We start from the raw sequence: 22,771 nt of genomic DNA on the forward strand, positions 1-22,771 counted from the left end.
AAACTCACAGTTTCTCCTATGAAAACTGAGCGAAACTTAAATACTTATTAATTCGATTGTAATTTGTTATTGACCATTCGGTACATATATTGGTAAATAATTGCCTTCAATTCTTGTTCCATTCGGGCTTGTTCTGGCACTTTTCCTACAAGATTATACTGCATGAATAGGTCGTTCAAGCTGTACATACCCGTTGTTTTTTCGCCGTCGAACTGCATTGTGTAGCCATTCTTTGTATATTGATAAACGCCATTGATATAGTTCAAAGCGTAAGTATCCTTTGCGGGTGTGTTTAAAACATCGCAACCAAACGAGAAATAAGGCTTATTGTAGCCCAAAATACCGAAAATGGTTGGCAAAATGTCTATCTGTTGAGCTATTCCTTCCCGTCTTCCAGGTTTTATTTCGCCCGATGGGTCGTAAAGAATGAAAGGTGCGCTAAACTCGCCAATATCAGTTTTGTATTGTTGATGATTGCTTTGATTGGTGTGGTCGCTTACTAAAATAAAGATAGTGTTCTTAAACCAAGGCTGTTTTGCTGCCGAAGCAAAGAATTTTCCAATCGCCATATCGGTGTAACGAATACACTTATGAATAGGCAATTGCTCTTCTTTAAAGCGTTTTTTATACTTATCAGGCACAACAAAAGGGTGATGACTCGACACCGTGAATAGGGCTGTCATAAAAGGTTGCTTCATTTCCGACATCTTTGCGCAGTAGTATTGCAAGAAAGGTTCGTCCCAAATGCCCCAATTTCCGTCAAAATCGGCATCACCACCAAAACGTTTATCGGCAGCATAATCCTGTCGTCCATAATATTTTTGGAAACCTATTTTATTGGCAAAGGCAAGAAAACCCATTGAACCACGATTAGCCCCATGGAAAAAAGCCGTCTGATAGCCCCATTTAGAGAGATAACCAGGAATGCCAATGTAATCGTTCATGGACGCAGGAGTAAGGATAAAAGGCTCTATAAACATAGGAATGCCACACAAAGACGAAGGCATTCCATCGATACTCTTATGCCCATTGGCAAAAGAATAATCAAAAACAACGCTCTTAGCAATGAGTTTGTCCACATTTGGCGTATAACCTTGGTAGCGACCACCCTCTAAATGCTTATTGAAAGCTCCGATATATTCACGTCCGAAGCTCTCAACTATCAAGATAACAACGTTCTTTTTATTGGCTTTTGCCTCTGGATTGGGAAGATGAACGGGATTGAAAAACTTAGAAGATTCCTTTAAAGAAGCGAAAGTTTCAGGCACTTTAAAAATACTTTTGCCAATGGTTCGGATTAAAGCAAAGGGCGTATTCAAGACCAAAGCACACTCAATAGGGCGTTTTACAAATTCATTGGCATTGCTAATCGTAATGGGTCGCACACCCGATTGTAATCCACCGCGCGCTCCTCCTACGCAAAAAACAACTACAAGCGATAGTGCCACAAAGTTAATGGCAAAGAAATGCCAACGTTGTTTTATGGTTTTAAAATCAAAATGACTCAGCTTTGGCGTTCTATAAAGTTGGTACAAACCCCAAGAAACAATAATAAAAAGCAGCACAAAATACCAATGATGAATAATTTCAGTACCTAAAATGTTTCCTAAATTATGCTCATTGCTAAACTCTTTAAACACACTTGTCGTTGTTCTACGCAAGGTAAAAGGAAAATAAACCGCATCGCAAAGATTGATAAACAGTCCAACGCTATTGATAATCACAAACAACCAACGACAAATACGATGATAAATATCAGTTTCTTTCACCCAAATCGGGAAAAGAATCAATAAAATATAAAGCGCATTAGAATAGACTATCGCACTGGTATCGAACATTAATCCGCCACGAAACAATTGCCACAAATGCGAAATATCTAACCCCGCCTTGAAAAAAGAATAGTTTTCAAACAAAAAAGCTATCCTCGCCACGAAGTAAACCAAATAGGCCAACACAAGATTTACAACCAAAGCAAACATTGGCTGCAACGATTTCAAAGTAATTCCGTTATAGTTTGACTTTCCCATTCATTTGTTTTTTTCTCAAGCTATCAACCTTTCAAGCTAATCCATTAAATTTCTTGCATATCATGCAGCTTCTTATAATAGCCATCAAGATGCATTAGTTCGTCGTGAGTGCCTCTTTCTACGATTTTTCCTTCGTGCATTACACAAATTTCATCTGAGTTTTTAATGGTAGAAAGGCGGTGTGCCACGGCGATAGTGGTGCGTGTCTTCATTAATTTATAGAGCGCATCTTGCACCAAACGTTCGCTTTCGGTATCAAGAGCCGATGTTGCTTCATCAAGAATAAGGATTGGTGGATTTTTTAATATGGCACGAGCAATGCTAACACGCTGGCGTTGTCCGCCTGAAAGTCTACCGCCACGGTCGCCAATATTGGTGTCATAACCATTTTCAGTTTGCGTTATGAAGTCGTGAGCATTGGCTATTTTGGCTGCTTCTACAACATTTTCCTTTGTAGCATTGACACCAAACGAGATATTATTAAAGAAAGTATCGTTAAAGAGAATGGCTTCTTGGTTTACATTTCCTATAAATTTGCGCAAATTGTGCAAATTTAGGTCTTTCACATTCACTCCGTCTATCAATACTTCTCCCTCTTGCACATCATAATAGCGAGCAATAAGGTCGAGCAAAGTAGATTTTCCGCTTCCACTTTGTCCTACCAATGCGATGGTTTTTCCCTTTGGAATGACCAAATTAATATTGCGTAGCACCCAATGATACTGCTCTGTTCCGTCTTCCAACTTATCACTTGTATAAGCAAAACTAACGTTTCGTAACTCTATTTCATGGTCGAAACTATCAAGTTCTTTCGGGTTCTTTGGGTCTTTTATTTCTATTTCAGCCATTAATATCTTATCAACACGCTCCATAGAAGCCATACCTTTCGGGATATTGTAACCTGCTTTTGAAAATTCTTTGAGGGGATTAAGAATGCTATAAAGTATGACGAGGTAGTAAATAAAGGTAGGTCCACTAATGACAGGATATTGTCCTAAGACCAATGTACCGCCAAACCAAAGAACAACAATTATCATCAGCGTTCCCAAAAATTCGCTCATTGGGTGTGCTAACTGCTGGCGAATGTTCACTTTCATGATGTCGTTGCGATAGTTATTGTTCACTTTATCGAAGCGGTCATTCATCAATCGTTCTGCACAAAAGGCTTTAATAATACGCAATCCGCCTAAAGTTTCTTCCACTTGGCTCATGGTATCGCTCCAAAGTGCTTGTGCGGTAACACTATTTTGTTTGAGTTTGCGCCCTACTTTCCCCATAAACCAACCAAAGAATGGTACGAAAATGAGGGTGAAAAGGGTTAATTGCCAAGACACAACCAGCAAAGTAGCAAAATAAAAAAGGATAAGAATAGGATTTTTAAAGAGCATATCCAACGATGCCATTACCGAATTGTCTATTTCTTGTACATCGCCACTCATGCGAGCAATAATATCTCCCTTGCGTTCTTCGCTGAAAAATCCCAACGATAGCTGTGTTATTTTCTGATACAACGCATTGCGAATATCGCGAACTACACCCGTACGCACTGGAATAATGGCTGCTGAAGACAAGAAATAAGCTCCCGTTTTCAAGAAAGTCATGAATCCCAAGACTATTCCTATAATTAAAAGCGTATTCGTAGGTCCCCAATCGGTTACGAACATCTGCACATAATAGTCGGCATTGTTCGATAAAATATCTTTATACTGACCCAAATTTTCAGCTTGATTCCACGGAATATAATGCGTTGCACCTGTTCCTGCATCTACTTTAAAGAGAATTTGCAGCAAAGGAATGAGTGTCATGAATGAGAAAATATTCAACAATGCCGAAAGAATGTTGAACACCACAGCCATGATAAGATATTTCTTATAAGGTGGAACAAATCTTTTTAATACTTGTATGAAATCTTTCATAGCTTACAAAGGTAAATGTTTAGACGTAAATTTGCAAATAAAAAATTCGCTTTTTGACCGCTCTTGCACATAGAGATGTGTGATGAAGGGAAAAATTACCTAAAAATGCAGTTGTATAACCTGATGTGAATGAGTAAAAAGAAACAATATTTGAAAACCGAAGAAAAGAATATATTTTAAATAATCGGCTCAAAAATTGGGTTTAACAGAGGATTTATGGCTCATTTTGAGCCGTAAAACTCTATTTTTTTACCATTTTTGAGCCGATTCTTTAATATTATCTTCTTTGTAATGTCTTTATTCCACCGCTTCGCCTATCAAGGTTGCCGAACTTGAACTTGTAATACGGACACGAACAGTTTCGCCAATGTGATGGTTGCCACGTGGAATGACAACGGCTTTGTTTTGTTCGGTGCGACCCATGAGTTGCTCACGGCTGCGTTTGCTAAAGCGTTCGATGAGAATATCAAACTCTTTGCCTTCGTCTTTCTTGTTCTGTTGAGCCGAAATCTCGGTTTGAAGTTTGATGAGTTCGTTCAAACGACGCACTTTTTCTTCCTCTGAAACGTTGTCAGGCAAATGCTTTGCTGCGTAAGTTCCAGGACGTTCAGAATATTTGAACATGAAAGCAGAATCGAATTGGCACTCACGTACCAACGAAAGCGTTAGCTCTTGGTCTTCCAAAGTTTCGTCATGATAGCCCACAAAGATGTCGGTGGTCAATCCGCAGTTTGGAATAATGCGACGAATGGCTGCTACTTTTTCTAAATAATCCTCACGGGTATATTTGCGATTCATATCCTTCAACACCTTATTGCTACCACTTTGTGCTGGGAAATGAATATGATTGCAAAGATTGGGCTCTTCGGCTACGGCGTGGAGAATATCCTCTGTCATATCTTCTGGATTGGAAGTAGAGAAGCGCACACGCATATCGGGAACACTTTGTGCCACTTTTCGTAAGAGTTCGGCAAACGATGTACCATTTTCGGGGCGTTTTCCGTTCGGTAAAAGTCCGTAAGAATTGACATTTTGCCCCAACAAAGTAACTTCCTTAAAGCCTCTATCGTGCAAATCTTTTACCTCTCTTAATATGCTTTCCACATCTCTCGAACGCTCTCTACCACGAGTAAACGGCACAATACAATAGTGGCAGAAGTTGTTGCAGCCACGCATAATGCTCACAAAGCCCGAAACACGATTACCACCAATGCGTTGTGGCACAATGTCTCGATAGGTTTCTGTCGTGGAAAGGTCTACATCCATGGCGTTATGTCCATTCTCGCATCGCGCTATCATCTCTGGTAAATTCAAATAAGAATCGGGACCGCAAACAAGATTAGCATAATGATTTTCTATTAAATCCTTGCGTACACGCTCAGCCATGCACCCTAAGACACCCAAAATAACCTCCCTACCCTTTCGCTTTTCGGCATAAAGGGTTTCCAATCGGTTGTAAATTTTGTTTTCAGCATTCTCTCGTATGGAACAAGTATTGAGGAAAATAGCGTCAGCCTCTTCTTCTTTTTCGCACACATCGTATCCTGCCATCTTCATAACGGAAGCAACCACTTCCGAGTCGGCTACGTTCATTTGGCAGCCGTAAGTCTCTATATAGAGTTTTTTCATCGAATAAACTTTCTTTTATCAGCTTGCAAAGTTACGCATTTGTTGGCAGAATAACAAAGGTTTACACCATACTATTTTAAAACAGCCTATTTAGCACATAAAAACCTATTGTTTTGAGTTTTAAAACCTATTGTTTTGAAATACAAAAAGCCCCCTTCGAAAAATGAAGGGGGCTAAATTAGCATAATATATTGTGTATATTACAATTTCTTAGAGCTTTGGACCAGCTTCAACGAGTGCCTTACCAGCTTCGTTACCTGTGTACTTAACGAAGTTCTTGATGAAGCGACCAGCGAGGTCTTTTGCTTTTTCTTCCCATTGAGCAGCATCAGCGTATGTGTCGCGTGGGTCAAGAATGTTTGTATCTACGCCTTCCAATTCTGTAGGAACTACGAAGTTGAAGAAAGGAATAGTCTTTGTAGGAGCGTTGTTGATAGCACCACTGAGGATTCCGTCAATAATACCACGAGTATCCTTGATAGAAATACGCTTGCCTGTACCGTTCCAACCTGTATTTACCAAGTAAGCCTTAGCACCGTTCTTTTCCATCTTCTTAACTAATTCTTCAGCATACTTAGTTGGGTGGAGTTCCAAGAAAGCTTGACCGAAGCAAGCAGAGAAAGTAGGAGTTGGTTCTGTGATACCACGCTCTGTACCTGCCAACTTAGCTGTAAAGCCTGAAAGGAAGTAGTACTTTGTTTGTTCTGGGCTGAGGATAGAAACTGGAGGAAGCACACCAAATGCGTCAGCACTCAAGAAGATAACTTGCTTTGCAGCAGGACCTGCTGAGATAGGCTTAACGATGTTTTTGATGTGGTAGATAGGGTAAGAAACACGAGTGTTCTCAGTTGTGCTACCATCTGTAAAGTCAATCTTACCATCAGCAGCTACTGTAACGTTTTCGAGCAATGCGTTGCGCTTGATAGCACCATAGATGTCTGGCTCTGATTCCTTGTCAAGGTTGATAACTTTTGCATAGCAACCACCTTCGAAGTTGAACACACCATTATCGTCCCAACCATGTTCGTCGTCACCAATGAGAAGACGCTTAGGGTCGGTTGACAAAGTTGTCTTACCTGTACCAGAAAGACCGAAGAAAATAGCTGTATTTTCGCCATTAAGGTCAGTGTTTGCAGAGCAGTGCATAGAAGCGATACCCTTCAATGGCAAGTAGTAGTTCATCATTGAGAACATACCCTTCTTCATTTCACCACCATACCATGTATTGATGATAACTTGTTCCTTAGATGTAACGTTGAAAGCTACGCAAGTTTCAGAGTTCAAACCTAATTCTTTGTAGTTTTCTACCTTAGCCTTAGAAGCATTGTAAACGATGAAGTCTGGCTCTTGAGCGAGTTCTTCTTCGTTGATTGGGCGAATGAACATATTGGTTACGAAGTGAGCTTGCCATGCAACTTCCACGATGAAACGAATCTTCATGCGTGTATCCTTGTTAGCACCGCAGAAACCATCAACTACGAAAAGACGTTTGTTAGAAAGTTCTTTCTTAGCTAATTTGTTTACAACAGCCCAAGCTTCTTCTGTCATCTTCTTGTTATCGTTCTTGTATTCGTCAGATGTCCACCATACGGTGTCGCGTGAGTTTACATCGTCAACGATAAACTTATCTTTAGGTGAACGACCAGTGTAAACACCTGTCATTACGTTTACTGCGCCGAGTTCTGTTTCCTTACCTTTTTCAAAACCTTCGAGACCTGCCTTTGTTTCTTCTTCGAACAAAACTTCGTAAGAAGGATTGTAAACTACTTCTGTTGTTCCTGTAATTCCGTACTTTTCAAGTACGCTTTTATCAAAATTTGCCATTAGTTATAATGTTATTATGTTGAAAATTAAAAATTCTATTCGTAAAAAACATCATCTTTTTTATCACCGCAAAGGTAAGAAAATATTCATATTCAGCAAAAGGATAAATAAGAAAAAAGCGCAGATAAGGCAGATGTAAGGTTAAAGAATTTAAAAAAGAATATTATTCATGGATATTTGCTATTCAGACGTTGCAAAAATTAAACTATTTTCTTAATTTTGCCACAATTTTGGACTGCAGTAAAATCTGCAAATGGTTTAATCCAATTAAAAAGAAATATATGAAAATCATAAACTTCTCGGAACAAAACTCCATCGTGAATCAATACATGGCAGAAATCCGTGACAAGAACTACCAAAGAAACCGCCTTCTTTTCCGTAACAACGTTATGAGAATTGGAGAGTTTGAAGCCTTTGAAATTTCAAAAACTCTTCAGTATGAAACAAAGGATATCGAAACTCCATTGGGCATTTCAAAGGTAAATGTACCTATCGATAAGGTTGTTCTTGCAACTATTTTCCGTGCTGGACTTCCTTTTCATAATGGATTCCTTAATATTTTCGACCATGCTGGCAATGCTTTTGTAAGCGCATATCGTGAATACAAGGACGATGCGCACCACGAAGTAGGCATTCATGTGGAATATTTGGCTACTCCGAATATTGACGGCAAAACTTTGATTATCGCAGACCCTATGCTCGCAACAGGTGGTTCGATGGAATTAGGCTACAAGGCTATTCTTTCTAAGGGTACACCTCGCCACGTTCATGTTGCTTGTGTCATTGCTTCTCCAGAAGGAATTGAACATATAAAAAAGACTTTCCCTGACAGCGAAACTACAATATGGTGTGCTGCCATTGACGAAGGACTCAATGAACATAAATATATTGTACCTGGATTTGGCGATGCAGGCGACCTTTGCTACGGCGAAAAGTTATAATTTTTAGTAGATAAATTTCTATTTTATAGAGATACAGCATAAAAGTGCTATCCTGACAATAAGTAAAATTATTGCCAGAATGGTGCTTTTTTTCATACCATAAAAAAGATTACAATAAATTACTTTTCGTTTTTTTGAAATATTAATATCAATAAAAGATATTTTCTTCTTATTCGTTTCTTTTTTTTGTTTATCTTTGTCAGAAATTATTCCATAGCACGAATGATAAATACAGCTGCTTGGGGTAGTTTTCATATAACATAGAGGACGCAATGTGTCTACAATTCACTATCTTGCACTTGTGTTCCTCATAGTAAAAGCATACCCAATACAGCAAAACGGAATTATTTGGCATAGATATGAAGAGAAATTTAATCATAGTAGCGGCTTTGCTACTTTTTATAGGCTGCACAAAGCAAAAAAAAGAGTATGTTTCGAAAGAGAAATTTACAGACGAAGTGCGCTTGAAAACCACGCCTGTAAAGAACCAAGGGAAGAGTTCGCTTTGCTGGGCATACGCTATGCTGGCAACAATCGAAACAGAACATTTGATGAAAGGCGATTCCATTAATCTTAGTACCGACTATGTGGCACGCATGTATCTTCTGGAACAAGCCAAAAGAAAACTCATGTCGCAGAAAAGGAAAACGCTATTAGGAGGCAATGATACCCCAATCACAACAAGAGGTATGAGTGGAATGCTGATAGACTTGATTCAAACCTACGGCTTACAGCACTATGATGCGTATCATCAGCGCAAAAATACAAATTACAACGTTATATCGCGGAAGTTGAATCAAGCTGTTATGGCACCGAAATCAGCCCATATTGGTACTGAAATAAACCATTTAAATGAATTTTTAGACGCTGAAATAGGTTACATTCCCAACCATGTTTTCCTTTACGGAGCGGTATATACGCCACAAGAATTTGCTCGAAGTGTGTGCCGAAACGATGAATATTTAGCAATAACGAGCTTTTTACACCACCCATTTGGTGAATATTTTCCTTTGGAAGTGCCTGATAATTATTTCCATAACACGTTTTTAAATGTGCCAATCGAGGAGATGATAACCAAAATGGAACGTACCCTCAGAGCAGGACACCCAATTTGTTGGGAAGGAGATATATCGGAGGACGGCTTTTCCTATGCAAATGGCTTTGCACGCATAGAAAACGAAAGCATGAAACCCACACAAGAGCAGCGTCAAAAAGCCTTTGAAACGTTTAAAACCACGGACGACCATTGCATGGAAATAGTGGGAATAGCCCACGATAAGCAAGGTAATAAATACTTTTGCTGTAAGAATAGTTGGGGCAGAACCAATCGCTTTGGAGGTTTTATGTACCTTAGCTACAATTATGTGCGCCTAAAAACCATTGCGATATATGTACCACAAAAGTAAAAAGAAGTAAGAATAAAAGAGAATATAGACGGGTTAAATTAAAAAATAAATTAAATTATAATATTATTTAGATTATATTTTGTAGATATGAGAGAATAATTAAATTAAAAATATTTTTATATAATGGTTATTTTCTTATTATATCAAAGCAAAAATAAAGTAAAAATAAAAAATTAAATTATTAGAAATTATGATTATTACAACAACTCCAAACATTGAAGGTTACAAGATTTTAGAGTACAAAGGACTTGTAACAGGCGAAACTATCATCGGTGCTAACTTTGTAAAGGACTTCTTTGCAGGTATCAGAGATATTGTTGGCGGTCGCAGTAGTTCTTATGAGAAAGTGTTACAAGAGGGCAAAGAAACCTCAATTCGTGAGATGATGCAGCGTGCAGAGGCGGTTGGTGCAAACGCTATTGTAGGCGTTGATATTGATTATGAAACTGTCGGACAGAGTGGTTCAATGCTTATGGTGGCTTGTTCTGGTACGGCTGTGAAAATTTAAGCATACCTATCAACACTCATTTTAGCAATGAATAAAGACTGAAAAATAGAATTTCACTTTTTTGTCGCACTTTTATAAGGTGCTGACAATAAGTTATTTAAAATTTAAAAATCCACTATTCAAAGGTTTATAACAGACTTTGAATAGTGGATTTTTAGATTGAGTAAATCAAACGATTTGCTATTTTCTTGTTATTACTTGTCTAACTTCCATGTAACACCGTCTTTGGTGTCCTTAACTTGGAAACCAGCATCGGCAAGCGCATCACGAATTTGGTCGCTAACTGCCCATTCCTTGTTGGCTTTAGCCTTTGCACGAAGTTCCAACACCATGTCTACCACCTTTCCGTATGCCGCTTCGCGTGCATCATTGTTAGTTCCACGCTCATTGATTAAACCGAGAATATCGAACGCAAAGAGGTTTACAGTCTCTGAAAGTTCCTTTAAGTCGGCTTCATTTATTTGCGCTTTGTGGTCAATAAGCAAGTTTATGGTGTGGCAAGCCTCGAAAAGGTGCGAGATAACAGCAGGAGTCATCAAGTCATCGTTCATAGCATCGTAACACTTTTGGCGCAATTCAGCTACAAATTTAGCTGTATTTTCATCGCTCTTGTCTGCGGTTTGCACACGCTTCAAGTCTTCAATGGCATTCATTAGCTTCTCGTAGCCCTTTTGTGCAGCTTGTAACGCCTCGTTAGAGAAGTCTACTGTGCCACGATAATGGGCTGAAAGAATGAAGAAACGAATGGTCATTGGCGAGTAAGCCTGCTCCAATGTGTCGTGATTGCCCGTAAAGAATTGTTCCAAAGTAATGAAGTTGCCCAACGATTTACCCATTTTTTGTCCGTTAATAGTAATCATGTTGTTGTGCATCCAATACTTCACCATGTCATCACCTTGTGATGCTACGGCTTGAGCAATCTCACATTCGTGGTGAGGGAATACCAAATCCATGCCGCCGCCATGAATATCGAAGTGGTTACCGAGGTATTTTCTACCCATAGCAGTACACTCGCAGTGCCAGCCAGGGAAACCATTGCTCCATGGAGAAGGCCATCGCATAATGTGTTCTGGCATAGCACGCTTCCAAAGTGCAAAGTCTACTTGATTGCGTTTCTCGCTTACACCTGCCAATTCGCGCGAGTTATTAATCATGTCGGTAAGGTTTCTGCCCGAAAGTCTGCCGTATTTGTGGTCTTTATCATACTTTGCCACGTCGAAATAAATGCTTCCGTTGCTTTCGTAAGCATAGCCATTTGCCATGATTTCCTTGACAAGTTCTTCTTGTTCTATGATGTGTCCTGTTGCGTGAGGCTCTATTGAAGGAGGCAAAACGTTCAACATTCGCATGGCATTGTGGTAGCGATTGGTGTAGAATTGAGCAATTTCCATTGGTTCAAGTTGCTCCAATCGTGCCTTTTTCTCTATCTTATCGTCGCCCTCATCGGCATCGTGTTCCAAGTGACCAACGTCTGTAATGTTGCGAACATAGCGTACTTTGTAGCCAATGTGTTGCAAATAGCGGAACAAAATATCGAAAGTAATCGATGGGCGAGCATGTCCCAAGTGTGGGTCGCCGTAAACTGTTGGCCCGCAAACGTACATTCCTACGTTGGGAGCAGCAATAGGCTGAAAGCGTTCTTTCTGTCTATGCAGCGTGTTGTATATTACTAAATTCTGCATTTTTAGAGTTCTTTATTATTAATGTAGGTGCAAAAATACAAAATAAATGGGAGTTAGACCACTTATCCGCTAAGTTTTATTATCTTTGCATTATGATATAGCTGCAATTAGCAGATTGTAGGGGCGTGATTTATCACGTTCCTAACAGCAAAAAAGCATTTTTTAGGATATTAGGAACGTGATAAATCACGCCCCTACAACGTAATAGCTTTCTTTGCATTATTCAATAACCTTTTGAAAGGTAAGAAATAAGAAAAAACTATGCGACAAATAATTCATCATTTTACTGATAATGACGCTTATACGTTTAGCTGTCAGTATTATATTTTGCAAACTTACCCTCGTTCAGAGGTAGAATACACCTTCTTCGACCGCCATAAAACGGTTTATCCCGCAGGGTTTGCTGAACTTTTAAATGAGCAGTTGGGTTATATGCCAAGTGTCATTATAACCGAAGAGGAAATAGATTTCTTAAAGAAACGTATGTATTATTTGCCCGAATGGTATTTTACTTTCCTCCGTGGCTATCGTTTCAATCCTCATGAAGTTACGGTTTGGCAAGACGAGGAAGGTCATTTGAACGTAAAAGTATGTGGCAAATGGTATTCTACTATCATGTGGGAAATGCCAATTTTGAGTATCGTTTCCGAATTAATGCACACGCTTCAAGGCGATATTTCAGGCTATGACCCAAAGCGAGAATACGAGCGTTGTGTGGAAAAAACACGCAAAATTTTGTCTTCGGGCTTACTTCTTGGCGATATGGGAACACGTCGCCGAATGTCGTTCGACCACCATAATATGGTTGTGCGTGCCATGAACGAAGTAAACAAGGAGGGAGGTTACACCGATGAAACTGGTTTCCACCCATGGACAGGACGTTTTACGGGAACGAGCAACGTATATTTGGCAATGAAAAACGATATTGTTCCAATCGGTACCATGAGCCACCAAATCATTGAATTTGAGGAAAATGTGAGCGGAGTATTTGAATGTAACTTCAATGTTATGCGCAAATTCAGTGATGTTTATGATGGCGATAACGGCATTTATCTTTACGATTGCTTTGGCGATAAAGTGTTTTTCAGCAACCTATCAAAGCGCATGGCTATGATGTTTACGGGTTTGCGCATTGACAGTGGGGTAGAAGAAGAGCAATTAGAAAAAATCATTGCGAAATATAAATCGCTCGGAATAGACCCAACTACCAAGCAAGTTGTCTTCAGTAATGGACTGAATATTGACCGTGCCATAGAAATTCATCAATATGTAAACGGAAGAATGAAAGACAGTTATGGTATGGGAACTTTCTTAACCTGTGATGTTGAGAACGTAAAACCAATGAACATTGTCGTCAAACTCACCAAGATGCGCATCACAGAGAAACGCGAATGGCACGACTGCGTGAAACTTTCGTGCGACAAAGGCAAAACGTTGGGCAACCCAGAAAAATGTGCGTATCTATTGAGAATGATAGGGTAGAGAGAGGAAACGAAATCTTTGAAAAATAATATAGGCTCTTTTGGAGCATAAAACCGCCTGTTTTGGAGCATAAAACCGCCTGTTTTGGAGTTCAAAATAGGCGGTTTTGCATTTTAAAGCAATAAGTGTGATACGAAATATTTGGTTATTCTTAATAAAATAACTAACTTTGCCATAACGAAATAACATCATTTTGGCTTATGGCAATACATCAATTATGGTCCGATGAATATTGGCTACTGCTGCTACAAGTTTACTTTAAGAAACCAGTAGGGCTAAAACCAACTTTTGCACGCTCAATGGTTGAGTTGAGTTTGGAATTACATATTTCGCCAAGAGTATTGTCTGAAAAACTAAAAGAATTGATAGAACGTGGCACACCAACCTTAGAATCGTTGTGGAAGAAGTATGGCGACAACCCTAAAAAACTCAAAAAAGAAGCCAAAAGAATAAGGGAAATGAAGGGTTTTGGACAGGCTGAAACGTTTTACGAGGGGGTGGAAACGAACGAAACATTTGAAAAGGATTTTCTACCCATCAACGATGCGAAGGATTTAAATAATGTTATCCTCATTATGGTGTTGGATTTATATTTCCAACTCACACCCATTACAATGGTAGAGGAAACACCAGAAGTGAAAGAATTGGCTCATTTAGTGGGAATTACAAGCAAAAGGGTAGTAGAAATATTAGAGATTTTCCAATTTTGCGACCCTTATTTAAACAATAGCGACCTTATGATTTCGCCTATTTTGCTGCCTTGCCAAATGATATGGGATAGATATGGAACAAAAGACCCTAATATTCTTTCACAATTAGCAACAGAATTGCAAGAATATTTTAAGCGATTGTAGGAGTTTTTTCGTAATTTTGCAAGCATTATAAACGGATTATGGCTCAAGAACAAATACAAATTCAAGAACAGAAACAGCAACAAGTGCAACGCCTTTCACAGCAACAAATGTTGCAAGTGAAACTACTTGAAATGCCATTAACCGAATTGGAAGAAAGCGTAAACGCTGAATTGGACGACAACCCTGCTTTGGAAAAAGGGCAAGACGAGGGGGAATATAACGAAAGAAATGAGAGTTCAGAGCAAGAAGAATACGATTTCGATTCGCAAAGGGAAAACGAAGAGCGACAAGATGCGTTAGATTCAGCTTTGGAACATATGGTTTCTGACGATGATTTACCTACATACAGCGGACAAATGCAGCGTGATAATGCTGAATATGAAGAGATTGTATATGGTGATTCCACTTCATTTATTGACAAACTAAACGAACAAATTTCAGAAAGAATACTTACTGAACGTGAAAAAACTGTATTAAAATATCTTATTGGTAGTCTGGACGATGACGGATTACTAAGAAAGGAATTAGACGTAATAGCCGATGAACTTGCAATCTACCAAGGAATTGACTTGAACGAACACGAAATTGAACATATATTGAAACTCTTGCAAGACTTCGACCCGCCTGGAATAGGAGCGCGTTCGCTACAAGAATGCTTGATTTTGCAGATAGAAAGAAAGGTGAAAGAAGGGGAATGGGATAGAAATAGCAATCTATACAAAATCTTATTTACTATCTTCAACAACTATTTTGAAGCCTTTACGAAAAAGCATTGGGACAAAATTAAAAATGCACTCGAACTGTCTGATTTGCAAGTAAAAGCATTACAAAACGAAATAAGAAAACTAAATCCGAAGCCAGGAGCATCAATGGGGGAAACATTGGGCAGAAATGTACAACAAATTACACCTGATTTCATCATTGATACAGACGAAAACGGAAATGTAAGTTTCACTTTAAATCAAGGAGAACTGCCCGAATTGCGTGTTTCACAAAGCTTTAACGATATGCTCGAAACGTTTAAAGAAAACAAAGAGGGCATGAATAGGCAACAAAAGGAAGCATTGCTCTACGCAAAAGGAAAGATTGATAAGGCACAAGGATTTATTGAAGCTATCAAACAACGAAGAAATACACTCTACGTTACGATGAAAGCAATCATCGAAATACAACGAAAATTCTTCCAAGAAGGTAACGAAGCCGATATGAAACCCATGATTTTAAAGGATATTGCCGAAAAAACTGGGCTCGATATATCGACTATTTCACGCGTAAGCAATATAAAATATGCGCAAACAAGATGGGGAACATTCCCTTTACGCCACTTCTTTACCGACAGTTACACCACTGATGAAGGTGAAGAAATGTCTACAAGAAAGATAAAAATAGTGCTGAAAGAGGTGATAGAGCAGGAGGATAAAAGTAAACCATTGAGCGATGACACGCTCGCAAAGGTAATGAAAGAAAAGGGATTTCCTATTGCTCGCCGCACAGTAGCCAAATATCGAGAACAATTAAACTTCCCTGTTGCACGATTAAGGAAAGAATAATAAACTATATTAAGGAGTAAAATAAATTAAAATTCAATGAGTGAGAAAAATATAATCCTTACTGCACGAATAGCAAGCATGCTACTTACACCGTTTTATTTACCGGTTGTAGGCATCTTGGCTATCTTCATTTTCTCCTATTTGAGCATGTTTCCCTTTCAAGTAAAGTTAGCTTTGGTGCTGATGACCTACTTGTTTACGGTGTTAATTCCTACACTTCTCATTCATCTTTACCGCCAATATCATGGCTGGACTCCCATACAATTAGGGCAGAAAGAGCGTAGAATAGTACCTTATATCATCTCCATTTTGTGCTATTTCTTATGCTTTTACATCATGAATTTACTGCATTTACCCCATCTTATAACCTCCATTCTCATCGTAGCCTTGGTTATTCAAATGTTATGTGCCGTTATCAATGTTTATTGGAAAATATCTACCCATACGGCAGCGATTGGTGGAGTGTTAGGAGGGTTGATTGCATTTTCGTTTATGCTCAATTTTAATCCTATTTGGTGGCTCTGTTTGGTCATCATAGCATCTGGAATTGTAGGTTCAAGTCGTATTATTTTGCGACAACACAGCCTCATACAAGTAACAATGGGATTCTTTCTCGGCACGATAAGTGCATTCATTACCATTCTTTTGGTATAAAACAAAACGACAGAGACACTAATCAATATAAAATAACATCATAAAATTAGAAAAAATGAAACCAATAGTAAGTATAATTATGGGTTCAACAAGCGACCTTCCTGTAATGGAAAAGGCTTGTAAGTGGTTGGAACAATACGAAATTCCATTTGAAATAAATGCACTTTCAGCCCATCGCACACCTCAAGCAGTAGAAAATTTTGCAAAAGAGGCTAAAAGTCGTGGCATAAAAGTCATTATTGCAGGGGCTGGAATGGCTGCTGCTTTGCCTGGGGTGATTGCTGCTTCAACAACATTACCTGTTATTGGAGTGCCTATTAAAGGCATGTTAGACGGTTTAGATGCCATGCTTTCAATCATTCAAATGCCTCCTGGCATTCCAGTAGCAACGGTTGGAGTCAATGGAGCGCAGAATGCTGCTATCTTAGCTGCCCAAATGATAGCTTTAGGCGATGAAGAAATTGCAAAGAAAGTGGAACATTGGAAGTCTACTTTAGGACAAAAAATAGAAAAAGCCAATAAGGAATTGTCTGAAATAAACGACTATAAATTTAAATGTTAGATAGGTTTTAAACATTAATTAAATAGGTTTAAAATATTAATTAGGTAGGTTTAAAACATTAAAATGATAGATTTATTTAATTACGAGCGTAGGAAAAGTTCGGTAACTCATGTTGGTTCATTGGATATGGGAGGCGACAATCCTGTCAGAATCCAATCTATGACAACTACAAATACCAACGATACTGAAGCAAGTGTAGCACAAGCAAAGCGTATTATAGCTGCTGGTGGCGAACTTGTAAGACTTACTACGCAAGGAAAGCGTGAGGCTGAAAATCTCAAATATATCAATGCGCAGCTGCGAGAAGAGGGGATTATGACACCACTCTGTGCAGATGTGCATTTCAATGCCAATGTTGCCGACGTTGCAGCCCTATATGCTGAGAAAGTTCGCATCAATCCTGGCAATTATGTAGACCCTGGTCGCACCTTCAAAGTATTGGAATATACTGACGAAGAGTATGCTAAGGAATTGCAAAAGATAGAAAAACGTCTTACCCCTTTTATTGAAATTTGCAAAGAAAACCACACGGCTGTGCGCATAGGAGTAAACCATGGCAGTTTGTCCGACCGTATTATGTCGCGTTATGGCGATACTCCTGAAGGCATTGTCGAGAGCTGTATGGAGTTTTTACGCATCTTTAAGAAACAAAATTTCAACGATATTGTTATTTCTATCAAAGCCTCTAACACGGTGGTCATGGTACGTTCAGTGCGCCTTTTGGTAGCTGAAATGGAAAAAGAGGGTATGAATTATCCGCTCCACCTTGGTGTTACAGAAGCTGGAGAGGGTGAAGACGGACGAATAAAGAGTGCGGTTGGCATTGGAGCATTACTGAACGACGGTATCGGCGATACTATTCGTGTTTCGTTAAGCGAAGACCCTGAAGACGAAATACCTGTGGCTCGCTATTTAACACGCTATATTCGACAAAAGAAAGGGCATTTAATTGTACCAGCAGAGCCATTCAATGGTTTCGATTATTTGCGCCCTGAACGCCGAGAAACAGTTGCTGTAGAGAATATCGGAGGCGATAATGTGCCAGTAGTCATAGCATCGCAAAACAAAGAAGACAGCAGTTCGACAGTTGTTTCGGCATTGCCTAAACCAGATTACATCTATGTTAATGACAAATTGCCAGAACAATTAAAGGACGGACAACGTTATATTATCGATTATAATGCTTACATTGAGTTGGCTTCAAAGGGCGAATTGCCTTCCGAAAACATCTATCCTATCTTCCCAACGCCTGCCATTCCATTGATAGGAACGGTCAATTCAAAATTGAAATTCTTAGTTGTAAGATATGGAACTCCGTCAGAAGAATTGTTGGCTTGCCTTAAATTCCACCCCGAAGTAGTCGTTATTTGTGTAAGTTCTCATCAAAACAAACTTGCCGAACAACGTGCTTTGGCGCATCAGATGATGATTGCTGGTGTGAAAAATCCACTGATTTTTGCACAAATGTACCAATTCTCAACCGATGATAAGGTAAAGGAAAACGAACCAACTGCCAAAGAACAGTTCCAACTTTCGGCTGCTGCTGACATGGGAGCATTGATGATGGACGGACTAACCGATGGTTTGTGGCTTATGAACGATGGTAATCTTTCGCAAGACGACATCGAACAAACTGCATTTGGTATTCTTCAAGCAGGTCGTTTGCGTATGGTAAAAACCGAATACATATCTTGTCCAGGTTGCGGCAGAACCCTTTACGACCTCCGCACCACCATTGCACGCATAAAAGAGGCTACAAAAGGTATGAATGGGTTAAAGATTGGCATCATGGGTTGCATTGTAAATGGTCCTGGAGAAATGGCTGATGCCGATTATGGCTATGTAGGTGCAGGCTTAAAAAAGGTTAGTTTGTATCGCAAAAAGGTTTGTGTTGAAAAAAATATACCTGAAGAAGATGCAGTAGAACACTTACTCGCACTGATTAAAAACGACCAAAAATAAGGTTGAAACTATCTAAAAAATCCCTGTTAAGCAAGATTTTAACAGGGATTTTTTATGCTTCTATAAAATGAATTACTTCACTTGCGATGTAATTTTTTGTCTTATTCCTTTCATTGTAGTAAGAAATGCCTTAGCAGACCCAAACTTCAAGCGCATATCCAATCTGATTGGAATATGATTATTGTCGTCTGTAACAAAGAAACTGGCTATATTGCGCCATTTATTGTCGTCATATTCATAATAAGAGAGTTCCAAACAACGATATTTCTTATTGTTATCAGCCTTTATTGTTGTCTTTCCATCGTAAATAATGCGTGCAGAATGGGTGCTACTTCCGTCTACTAATGGGAAATTAACAACATATCCTTTCTTCCAACTGGTAGGGTTAAAGCTCCTTGCACGCAAGAAAATACTCATCATATCGTAGACACAATTCTTTGGATTTGTAGTGAGCCAATGATGTTTTCCCTCGTTATTTATGTAATGTTGCTTGATGTTTACACGCCCATTCGGATAAGAATAAAACACTTCGTCCACTGTATAACGCTTGCCTTCCTTGGCTCCCTTGCGATAATAGAGTGGGGCTAAATCTTTCGTATTGTAACAAAGCAACGTATCACGCATTACAAAATACTTGTCTAACTTTCCGTTTCCTCGTGTCATAAGCGATGCTCTATAAGCTGGAATGCCTTTATAAGTGGACGAAACCGTATACCATGAGGCTGTACCTACCTTGACCCACACAAATTGCCAATTGAAATAAAGGTTATAAGTCAGAAATTCGCCACTATTAAATGCTGTATTTCTGAATGAACATTGCGCTGATGAAGCAACTGAAAGTAACAACATAAGCGAAACAACTATATATTTTCTAAAATCCATTTTATCCACAATTTTCTTTACTCTCTTCATAATAATATTATTTTTCTTTTTAAATAAGAAAAGAAATATGATGATGATAGGCTGTGGATAGCGTTCATAACTTTTTAAACAAATCCTTGTCTATTTCGTTATCAACGTTTTGTTACGAGTTATCCACAATCATTTTTCTTTCTTTCTTATTGATTATCAGTTATATTTTTGAGTTATCAACATATCAACAATCTACTGCAAATATAATAAGTTTATATCTTTTAAACGATAAAAGGTGTGCAAAACTTTCATAAAACGACTTTAATAACTTTTGGGTTATCCACCAAACCTATTGAATAACTTTTGTAGTGTGGATAAATTCGTGTTTTTAAAAAGTTATTAAGTGGGTTTTCCACAGACTTATCCACACTTTTTTCATAAAAATCGAGTAGGGTAGAGTAGGGTGGTTTCGCTTCTTTGCATGATTCATATAGGTTGTTTAAAATTCAAAAGATCCTATATTGATTTTTAAAGTGAGCGTTATTCTTCCGAAAAATAATAAAAAATAAAAGCCAAAAGCAACTTTTCATTGCTTTTGGCTTTTATTTTATGCTATAAAAACACTGCTATTCAGTAGTGTTTTGCTCTATTTCTACCAAAATAACATTATTTTCTAAATCTTCATCTGTTGTATTTTTGGTTTCCATTTTAGCCTTTTCTTCCGCCTCTTTTTGAAGTCTAAGTTTCTTTGCAGCAAAGATTTTATCGGCAAACTTTGCATCTTTTCTGATTCGTTGCATTGTTTCTTTGGCTGCTTCCTGCTGACTTTCTTTTTTAGAGTATCCTTTTCCCTCTCCGCAAGCTATATTTTCTAAGATTACTTGGAAAGAAAAAGTAGGATTTCCATCGCTGTCTTTTCCAAAATTAAGCGGTTTAAACTCAATCTCAACCTTATGTTTTTGTGTCCATTCCAACAATTTTGACTTGAAATTCACCTCCTTATAAGCCACCTTATCAATATTGATGAGTTCGCCAAGGATTTGCTTTTGCATGAATTTTTTACAAGCATTATAGCCGTGGTCAAGGTATAACGCACCCACTAAAGCCTCGAAAGCATTGCCGCCCAAATAACTATTGTGTGATGCTGAACGCCCATTGGAAAGAATAAGACGTGTAATTCCCATGTCTTTTGCCAATCGATTGAGCGTATCACGTTGGACTATTTTGGAACGAGTATTGGTCAAAAATCCTTCACGTTTGCCAGAAAAATGTTGGAAAACAATGTCGCCTACAATTGCATCTAAGATTGCATCGCCAAGAAATTCTAAACGTTCGTTGTTGATAGGACGCCCTTTCTCGTTTCTTCGGGCTACACTCTTATGCAAAAGTGCCGTCTTATAATATTCAAGATTGTGAGGAAGGATACCAATTATATGGTATATAGACAAATAAAGCTCCTTTTCCTTGCGGAAAGGGAGCCTTATTTGGTCAATGAATTTATTCAGCATACTTCTTGAAAATCACGCAAGCATTATGACCTCCGAAGCCAAATGTGTTGCTAAGAGCAGCACGAACTTCGCGTTTTTGAGCCTTATTAAACGTAAAATTCAAATTGTAATCTAATTCAGCATCTTTATCCTCGTCATCGTGATTGATGGTTGGAGGAATAATATCATTCTGAATAGCAAGTACACAAGCCATAGCTTCAACCGCACCAGCGGCACCAAGCAAGTGTCCCGTCATACTTTTTGTAGACGAAATATTGAGTTTGTAAGCTGCATCGCCAAAGAGTTGTACAATGGCTTTAGCCTCTGAAACATCACCAACAGGAGTTGAAGTGCCATGAACATTGATGTAATCAATATCTTCAGGAGTCATTCCAGCATCGTCTAAAGCTGCTTTCATCACTAAATTAGCACCTAATCCTTCTGGGTGAGAAGCTGTGATATGATGAGCATCAGCCGATTCACCTTCTCCAACCAACTCTGCGTAGATTTTAGCACCACGCGCTTTAGCGTGTTCCAACTCTTCGAGAATCAAACAACCAGCACCTTCGCCCATAACAAAGCCATCGCGACTTGCTGAGAATGGACGTGAAGCAGTTTCAGGCGAATCATTACGAGTTGAAAGCGCATGCATAGCATTGAAACCACCTACACCACCTTCGGTAATAGCAGCTTCAGCACCACCACTAACAATCATATCAGCTTTGCCCAAACGTATCAAATTGAACGCAGTACCAATAGCATTGGTTGATGAAGCACAAGCCGAAGTAGTTGTAAAGTTAGGACCATGGAAACCAAAACGAATACTGATATGACCAGAAGCAATGTCAGCAATCATTTTAGGAATAAAGAATGGGTTGAATTTTGGTCCGTTTTCAATGTGAGTAGCATAGTAACCAATTTCTTCTTCAAAGGTTTTGATACCACCAATACCTACTCCGTAAACTACTCCGATACGGTTTTTATCAGCTTTTTCTAAATCAATTCCGCAATCTTCAACACCTTGAACAGCGCTAATGATAGCCAATTGAGTGTAACGGTCGAGCTTACGAGCCTCTTTACGGTCAATATAATCGTTTATATTTAAGTCTTTAACCTCGCAAGCAAACTTTGTTTTAAAGTTGGTTGTATCGAATTTTGTAATGAGACCAGCACCACTTTTACCTTCAAGCATGGCTTTCCATGTCTCTTCTGGGTTGTTTCCCAATGGTGTAACGGCACCAAGGCCTGTTACAACAACTCTTTTTAATTCCATTAATTTCTAATTTAAATTATTGTCATCGGTATTCCGATACGCTTTAAGGTTTCTTTCAGAATGAAATTAAGGAGTTAAGCAAGGGTTCTACTATCATTATTGAATGAACAATGTAAGTAAAACGTTGGCTTAACTCCTTAACTTCTTATTCTAATATTAAGT

The 22,771-nt window shown here is 38.7% G+C and carries 17 protein-coding genes; 9 read left to right on the plus strand and 8 right to left on the minus strand.

The window, feature by feature from the left end; translation table 11 throughout:
• Positions 1-47: 47 nt before the first annotated feature.
• The 4 genes from DYI03_RS00700 to pckA all read right to left on the minus strand — a co-directional run bounded on the left by DYI03_RS00700 (position 48) and on the right by pckA (position 7,396).
• A complete protein-coding gene (locus tag DYI03_RS00700; RefSeq protein WP_021669164.1) occupies positions 48-2,027 on the minus strand; it encodes an LTA synthase family protein in 1,980 nt (659 codons plus the stop codon).
• 44 nt (positions 2,028-2,071) lie between these two features.
• Positions 2,072-3,943: an ABC transporter ATP-binding protein gene (locus DYI03_RS00705; protein WP_021669165.1), complete on the minus strand. Its 1,872-nt coding sequence runs from the start codon at positions 3,941-3,943 to the stop codon at positions 2,072-2,074.
• Positions 3,944-4,240: 297 nt separating this feature from the next.
• Entirely contained in the window at positions 4,241-5,572 is a 1,332-nt protein-coding gene (gene miaB / locus DYI03_RS00710; protein ID WP_004355931.1) for a tRNA (N6-isopentenyl adenosine(37)-C2)-methylthiotransferase MiaB, read from the minus strand.
• A 210-nt stretch (positions 5,573-5,782) separates the two neighbouring features.
• A complete protein-coding gene (pckA, locus tag DYI03_RS00715; protein ID WP_004355962.1) occupies positions 5,783-7,396 on the minus strand; it encodes a phosphoenolpyruvate carboxykinase (ATP) in 1,614 nt (537 codons plus the stop codon).
• Positions 7,397-7,677: 281 nt separating this feature from the next.
• Here pckA and upp point away from each other — a divergent pair, with 281 nt between their 5' ends.
• From upp to DYI03_RS00735, 3 genes are all read left to right on the plus strand, one after another.
• Positions 7,678-8,337 carry a uracil phosphoribosyltransferase gene (gene upp / locus DYI03_RS00720; protein ID WP_025064562.1) on the plus strand — a complete coding sequence of 220 codons (660 nt, stop codon included), beginning with the start codon at positions 7,678-7,680 and terminating at the stop codon, positions 8,335-8,337.
• 359 nt (positions 8,338-8,696) lie between these two features.
• The gene (locus tag DYI03_RS00730) at positions 8,697-9,743 is read left to right on the plus strand and encodes a C1 family peptidase (RefSeq protein ID WP_021669168.1); all 1,047 of its coding nucleotides are present in this window, start codon (positions 8,697-8,699) and stop codon (positions 9,741-9,743) included.
• A 190-nt stretch (positions 9,744-9,933) separates the two neighbouring features.
• A complete protein-coding gene (locus DYI03_RS00735; RefSeq protein WP_004355983.1) occupies positions 9,934-10,251 on the plus strand; it encodes a heavy metal-binding domain-containing protein in 318 nt (105 codons plus the stop codon).
• Between the two features lie 194 nt (positions 10,252-10,445).
• Here the strand turns inward: DYI03_RS00735 and cysS are convergent, their stop codons facing one another.
• Positions 10,446-11,933 (minus strand): cysteine--tRNA ligase, encoded by a 1,488-nt coding sequence (cysS, locus tag DYI03_RS00740; RefSeq protein WP_021669169.1) that lies wholly within the window; start codon positions 11,931-11,933, stop codon positions 10,446-10,448.
• 261 nt (positions 11,934-12,194) lie between these two features.
• Here cysS and pncB point away from each other — a divergent pair, with 261 nt between their 5' ends.
• From pncB to DYI03_RS00770, 6 genes are all read left to right on the plus strand, one after another.
• On the plus strand, positions 12,195-13,415 hold the full coding sequence (pncB, locus tag DYI03_RS00745; RefSeq protein ID WP_021669170.1) for a nicotinate phosphoribosyltransferase: 1,221 nt from the start codon (positions 12,195-12,197) through the stop codon (positions 13,413-13,415).
• Between the two features lie 200 nt (positions 13,416-13,615).
• Complete coding sequence (locus DYI03_RS00750) at positions 13,616-14,269, plus strand: hypothetical protein (RefSeq protein WP_021669172.1); 654 nt, start codon at positions 13,616-13,618, stop codon at positions 14,267-14,269.
• A 38-nt stretch (positions 14,270-14,307) separates the two neighbouring features.
• Complete coding sequence (gene rpoN, locus DYI03_RS00755) at positions 14,308-15,819, plus strand: RNA polymerase factor sigma-54 (RefSeq protein WP_021669173.1); 1,512 nt, start codon at positions 14,308-14,310, stop codon at positions 15,817-15,819.
• Between the two features lie 36 nt (positions 15,820-15,855).
• A complete protein-coding gene (locus DYI03_RS00760) occupies positions 15,856-16,473 on the plus strand; it encodes a phosphatase PAP2 family protein (protein ID WP_004355952.1) in 618 nt (205 codons plus the stop codon).
• 55 nt (positions 16,474-16,528) lie between these two features.
• Positions 16,529-17,035 (plus strand): 5-(carboxyamino)imidazole ribonucleotide mutase, encoded by a 507-nt coding sequence (gene purE, locus DYI03_RS00765; RefSeq protein ID WP_004355965.1) that lies wholly within the window; start codon positions 16,529-16,531, stop codon positions 17,033-17,035.
• A gap of 63 nt (positions 17,036-17,098) precedes the next feature.
• Positions 17,099-18,997, plus strand: coding sequence for a 4-hydroxy-3-methylbut-2-en-1-yl diphosphate synthase (locus DYI03_RS00770; RefSeq protein WP_021669174.1), 1,899 nt, complete (start codon positions 17,099-17,101; stop codon positions 18,995-18,997).
• A 72-nt stretch (positions 18,998-19,069) separates the two neighbouring features.
• Here the strand turns inward: DYI03_RS00770 and DYI03_RS00775 are convergent, their stop codons facing one another.
• From DYI03_RS00775 to fabF, 3 genes are all read right to left on the minus strand, one after another.
• On the minus strand, positions 19,070-19,879 hold the full coding sequence (locus DYI03_RS00775; protein WP_025064561.1) for a DUF3108 domain-containing protein: 810 nt from the start codon (positions 19,877-19,879) through the stop codon (positions 19,070-19,072).
• Positions 19,880-20,475: 596 nt separating this feature from the next.
• Positions 20,476-21,357, minus strand: a complete 882-nt coding sequence (rnc, locus tag DYI03_RS00780) for a ribonuclease III (RefSeq protein WP_004355950.1) — start codon at positions 21,355-21,357, stop codon at positions 20,476-20,478.
• Positions 21,347-22,609, minus strand: coding sequence for a beta-ketoacyl-ACP synthase II (gene fabF / locus DYI03_RS00785; protein ID WP_021669176.1), 1,263 nt, complete (start codon positions 22,607-22,609; stop codon positions 21,347-21,349). The genes rnc and fabF overlap by 11 nt, the downstream gene beginning before the upstream one ends.
• Positions 22,610-22,771: the final 162 nt, after the last annotated feature.

It is taken from the genome of Prevotella disiens (assembly GCF_900454955.1).
Taxonomy (GTDB): domain Bacteria; phylum Bacteroidota; class Bacteroidia; order Bacteroidales; family Bacteroidaceae; genus Prevotella; species Prevotella disiens.

What these genes read in the sequence shown, in the direction of transcription:
- DYI03_RS00700 (WP_021669164.1), bottom strand. Translation starts at nt 2,027, where the DNA reads ATGGGAAAGTCAAACTATAACGGAATTACTTTGAAATCGTTGCAGCCA.
- DYI03_RS00705 (WP_021669165.1), bottom strand. Translation starts at nt 3,943, where the DNA reads ATGAAAGATTTCATACAAGTATTAAAAAGATTTGTTCCACCTTATAAG.
- miaB (WP_004355931.1), bottom strand. Translation starts at nt 5,572, where the DNA reads ATGAAAAAACTCTATATAGAGACTTACGGCTGCCAAATGAACGTAGCC.
- pckA (WP_004355962.1), bottom strand. Translation starts at nt 7,396, where the DNA reads ATGGCAAATTTTGATAAAAGCGTACTTGAAAAGTACGGAATTACAGGA.
- upp (WP_025064562.1), top strand. Translation starts at nt 7,678, where the DNA reads ATGAAAATCATAAACTTCTCGGAACAAAACTCCATCGTGAATCAATAC.
- DYI03_RS00730 (WP_021669168.1), top strand. Translation starts at nt 8,697, where the DNA reads ATGAAGAGAAATTTAATCATAGTAGCGGCTTTGCTACTTTTTATAGGC.
- DYI03_RS00735 (WP_004355983.1), top strand. Translation starts at nt 9,934, where the DNA reads ATGATTATTACAACAACTCCAAACATTGAAGGTTACAAGATTTTAGAG.
- cysS (WP_021669169.1), bottom strand. Translation starts at nt 11,933, where the DNA reads ATGCAGAATTTAGTAATATACAACACGCTGCATAGACAGAAAGAACGC.
- pncB (WP_021669170.1), top strand. Translation starts at nt 12,195, where the DNA reads ATGCGACAAATAATTCATCATTTTACTGATAATGACGCTTATACGTTT.
- DYI03_RS00750 (WP_021669172.1), top strand. Translation starts at nt 13,616, where the DNA reads ATGGCAATACATCAATTATGGTCCGATGAATATTGGCTACTGCTGCTA.
- rpoN (WP_021669173.1), top strand. Translation starts at nt 14,308, where the DNA reads ATGGCTCAAGAACAAATACAAATTCAAGAACAGAAACAGCAACAAGTG.
- DYI03_RS00760 (WP_004355952.1), top strand. Translation starts at nt 15,856, where the DNA reads ATGAGTGAGAAAAATATAATCCTTACTGCACGAATAGCAAGCATGCTA.
- purE (WP_004355965.1), top strand. Translation starts at nt 16,529, where the DNA reads ATGAAACCAATAGTAAGTATAATTATGGGTTCAACAAGCGACCTTCCT.
- DYI03_RS00770 (WP_021669174.1), top strand. Translation starts at nt 17,099, where the DNA reads ATGATAGATTTATTTAATTACGAGCGTAGGAAAAGTTCGGTAACTCAT.
- DYI03_RS00775 (WP_025064561.1), bottom strand. Translation starts at nt 19,879, where the DNA reads ATGGATTTTAGAAAATATATAGTTGTTTCGCTTATGTTGTTACTTTCA.
- rnc (WP_004355950.1), bottom strand. Translation starts at nt 21,357, where the DNA reads ATGCTGAATAAATTCATTGACCAAATAAGGCTCCCTTTCCGCAAGGAA.
- fabF (WP_021669176.1), bottom strand. Translation starts at nt 22,609, where the DNA reads ATGGAATTAAAAAGAGTTGTTGTAACAGGCCTTGGTGCCGTTACACCA.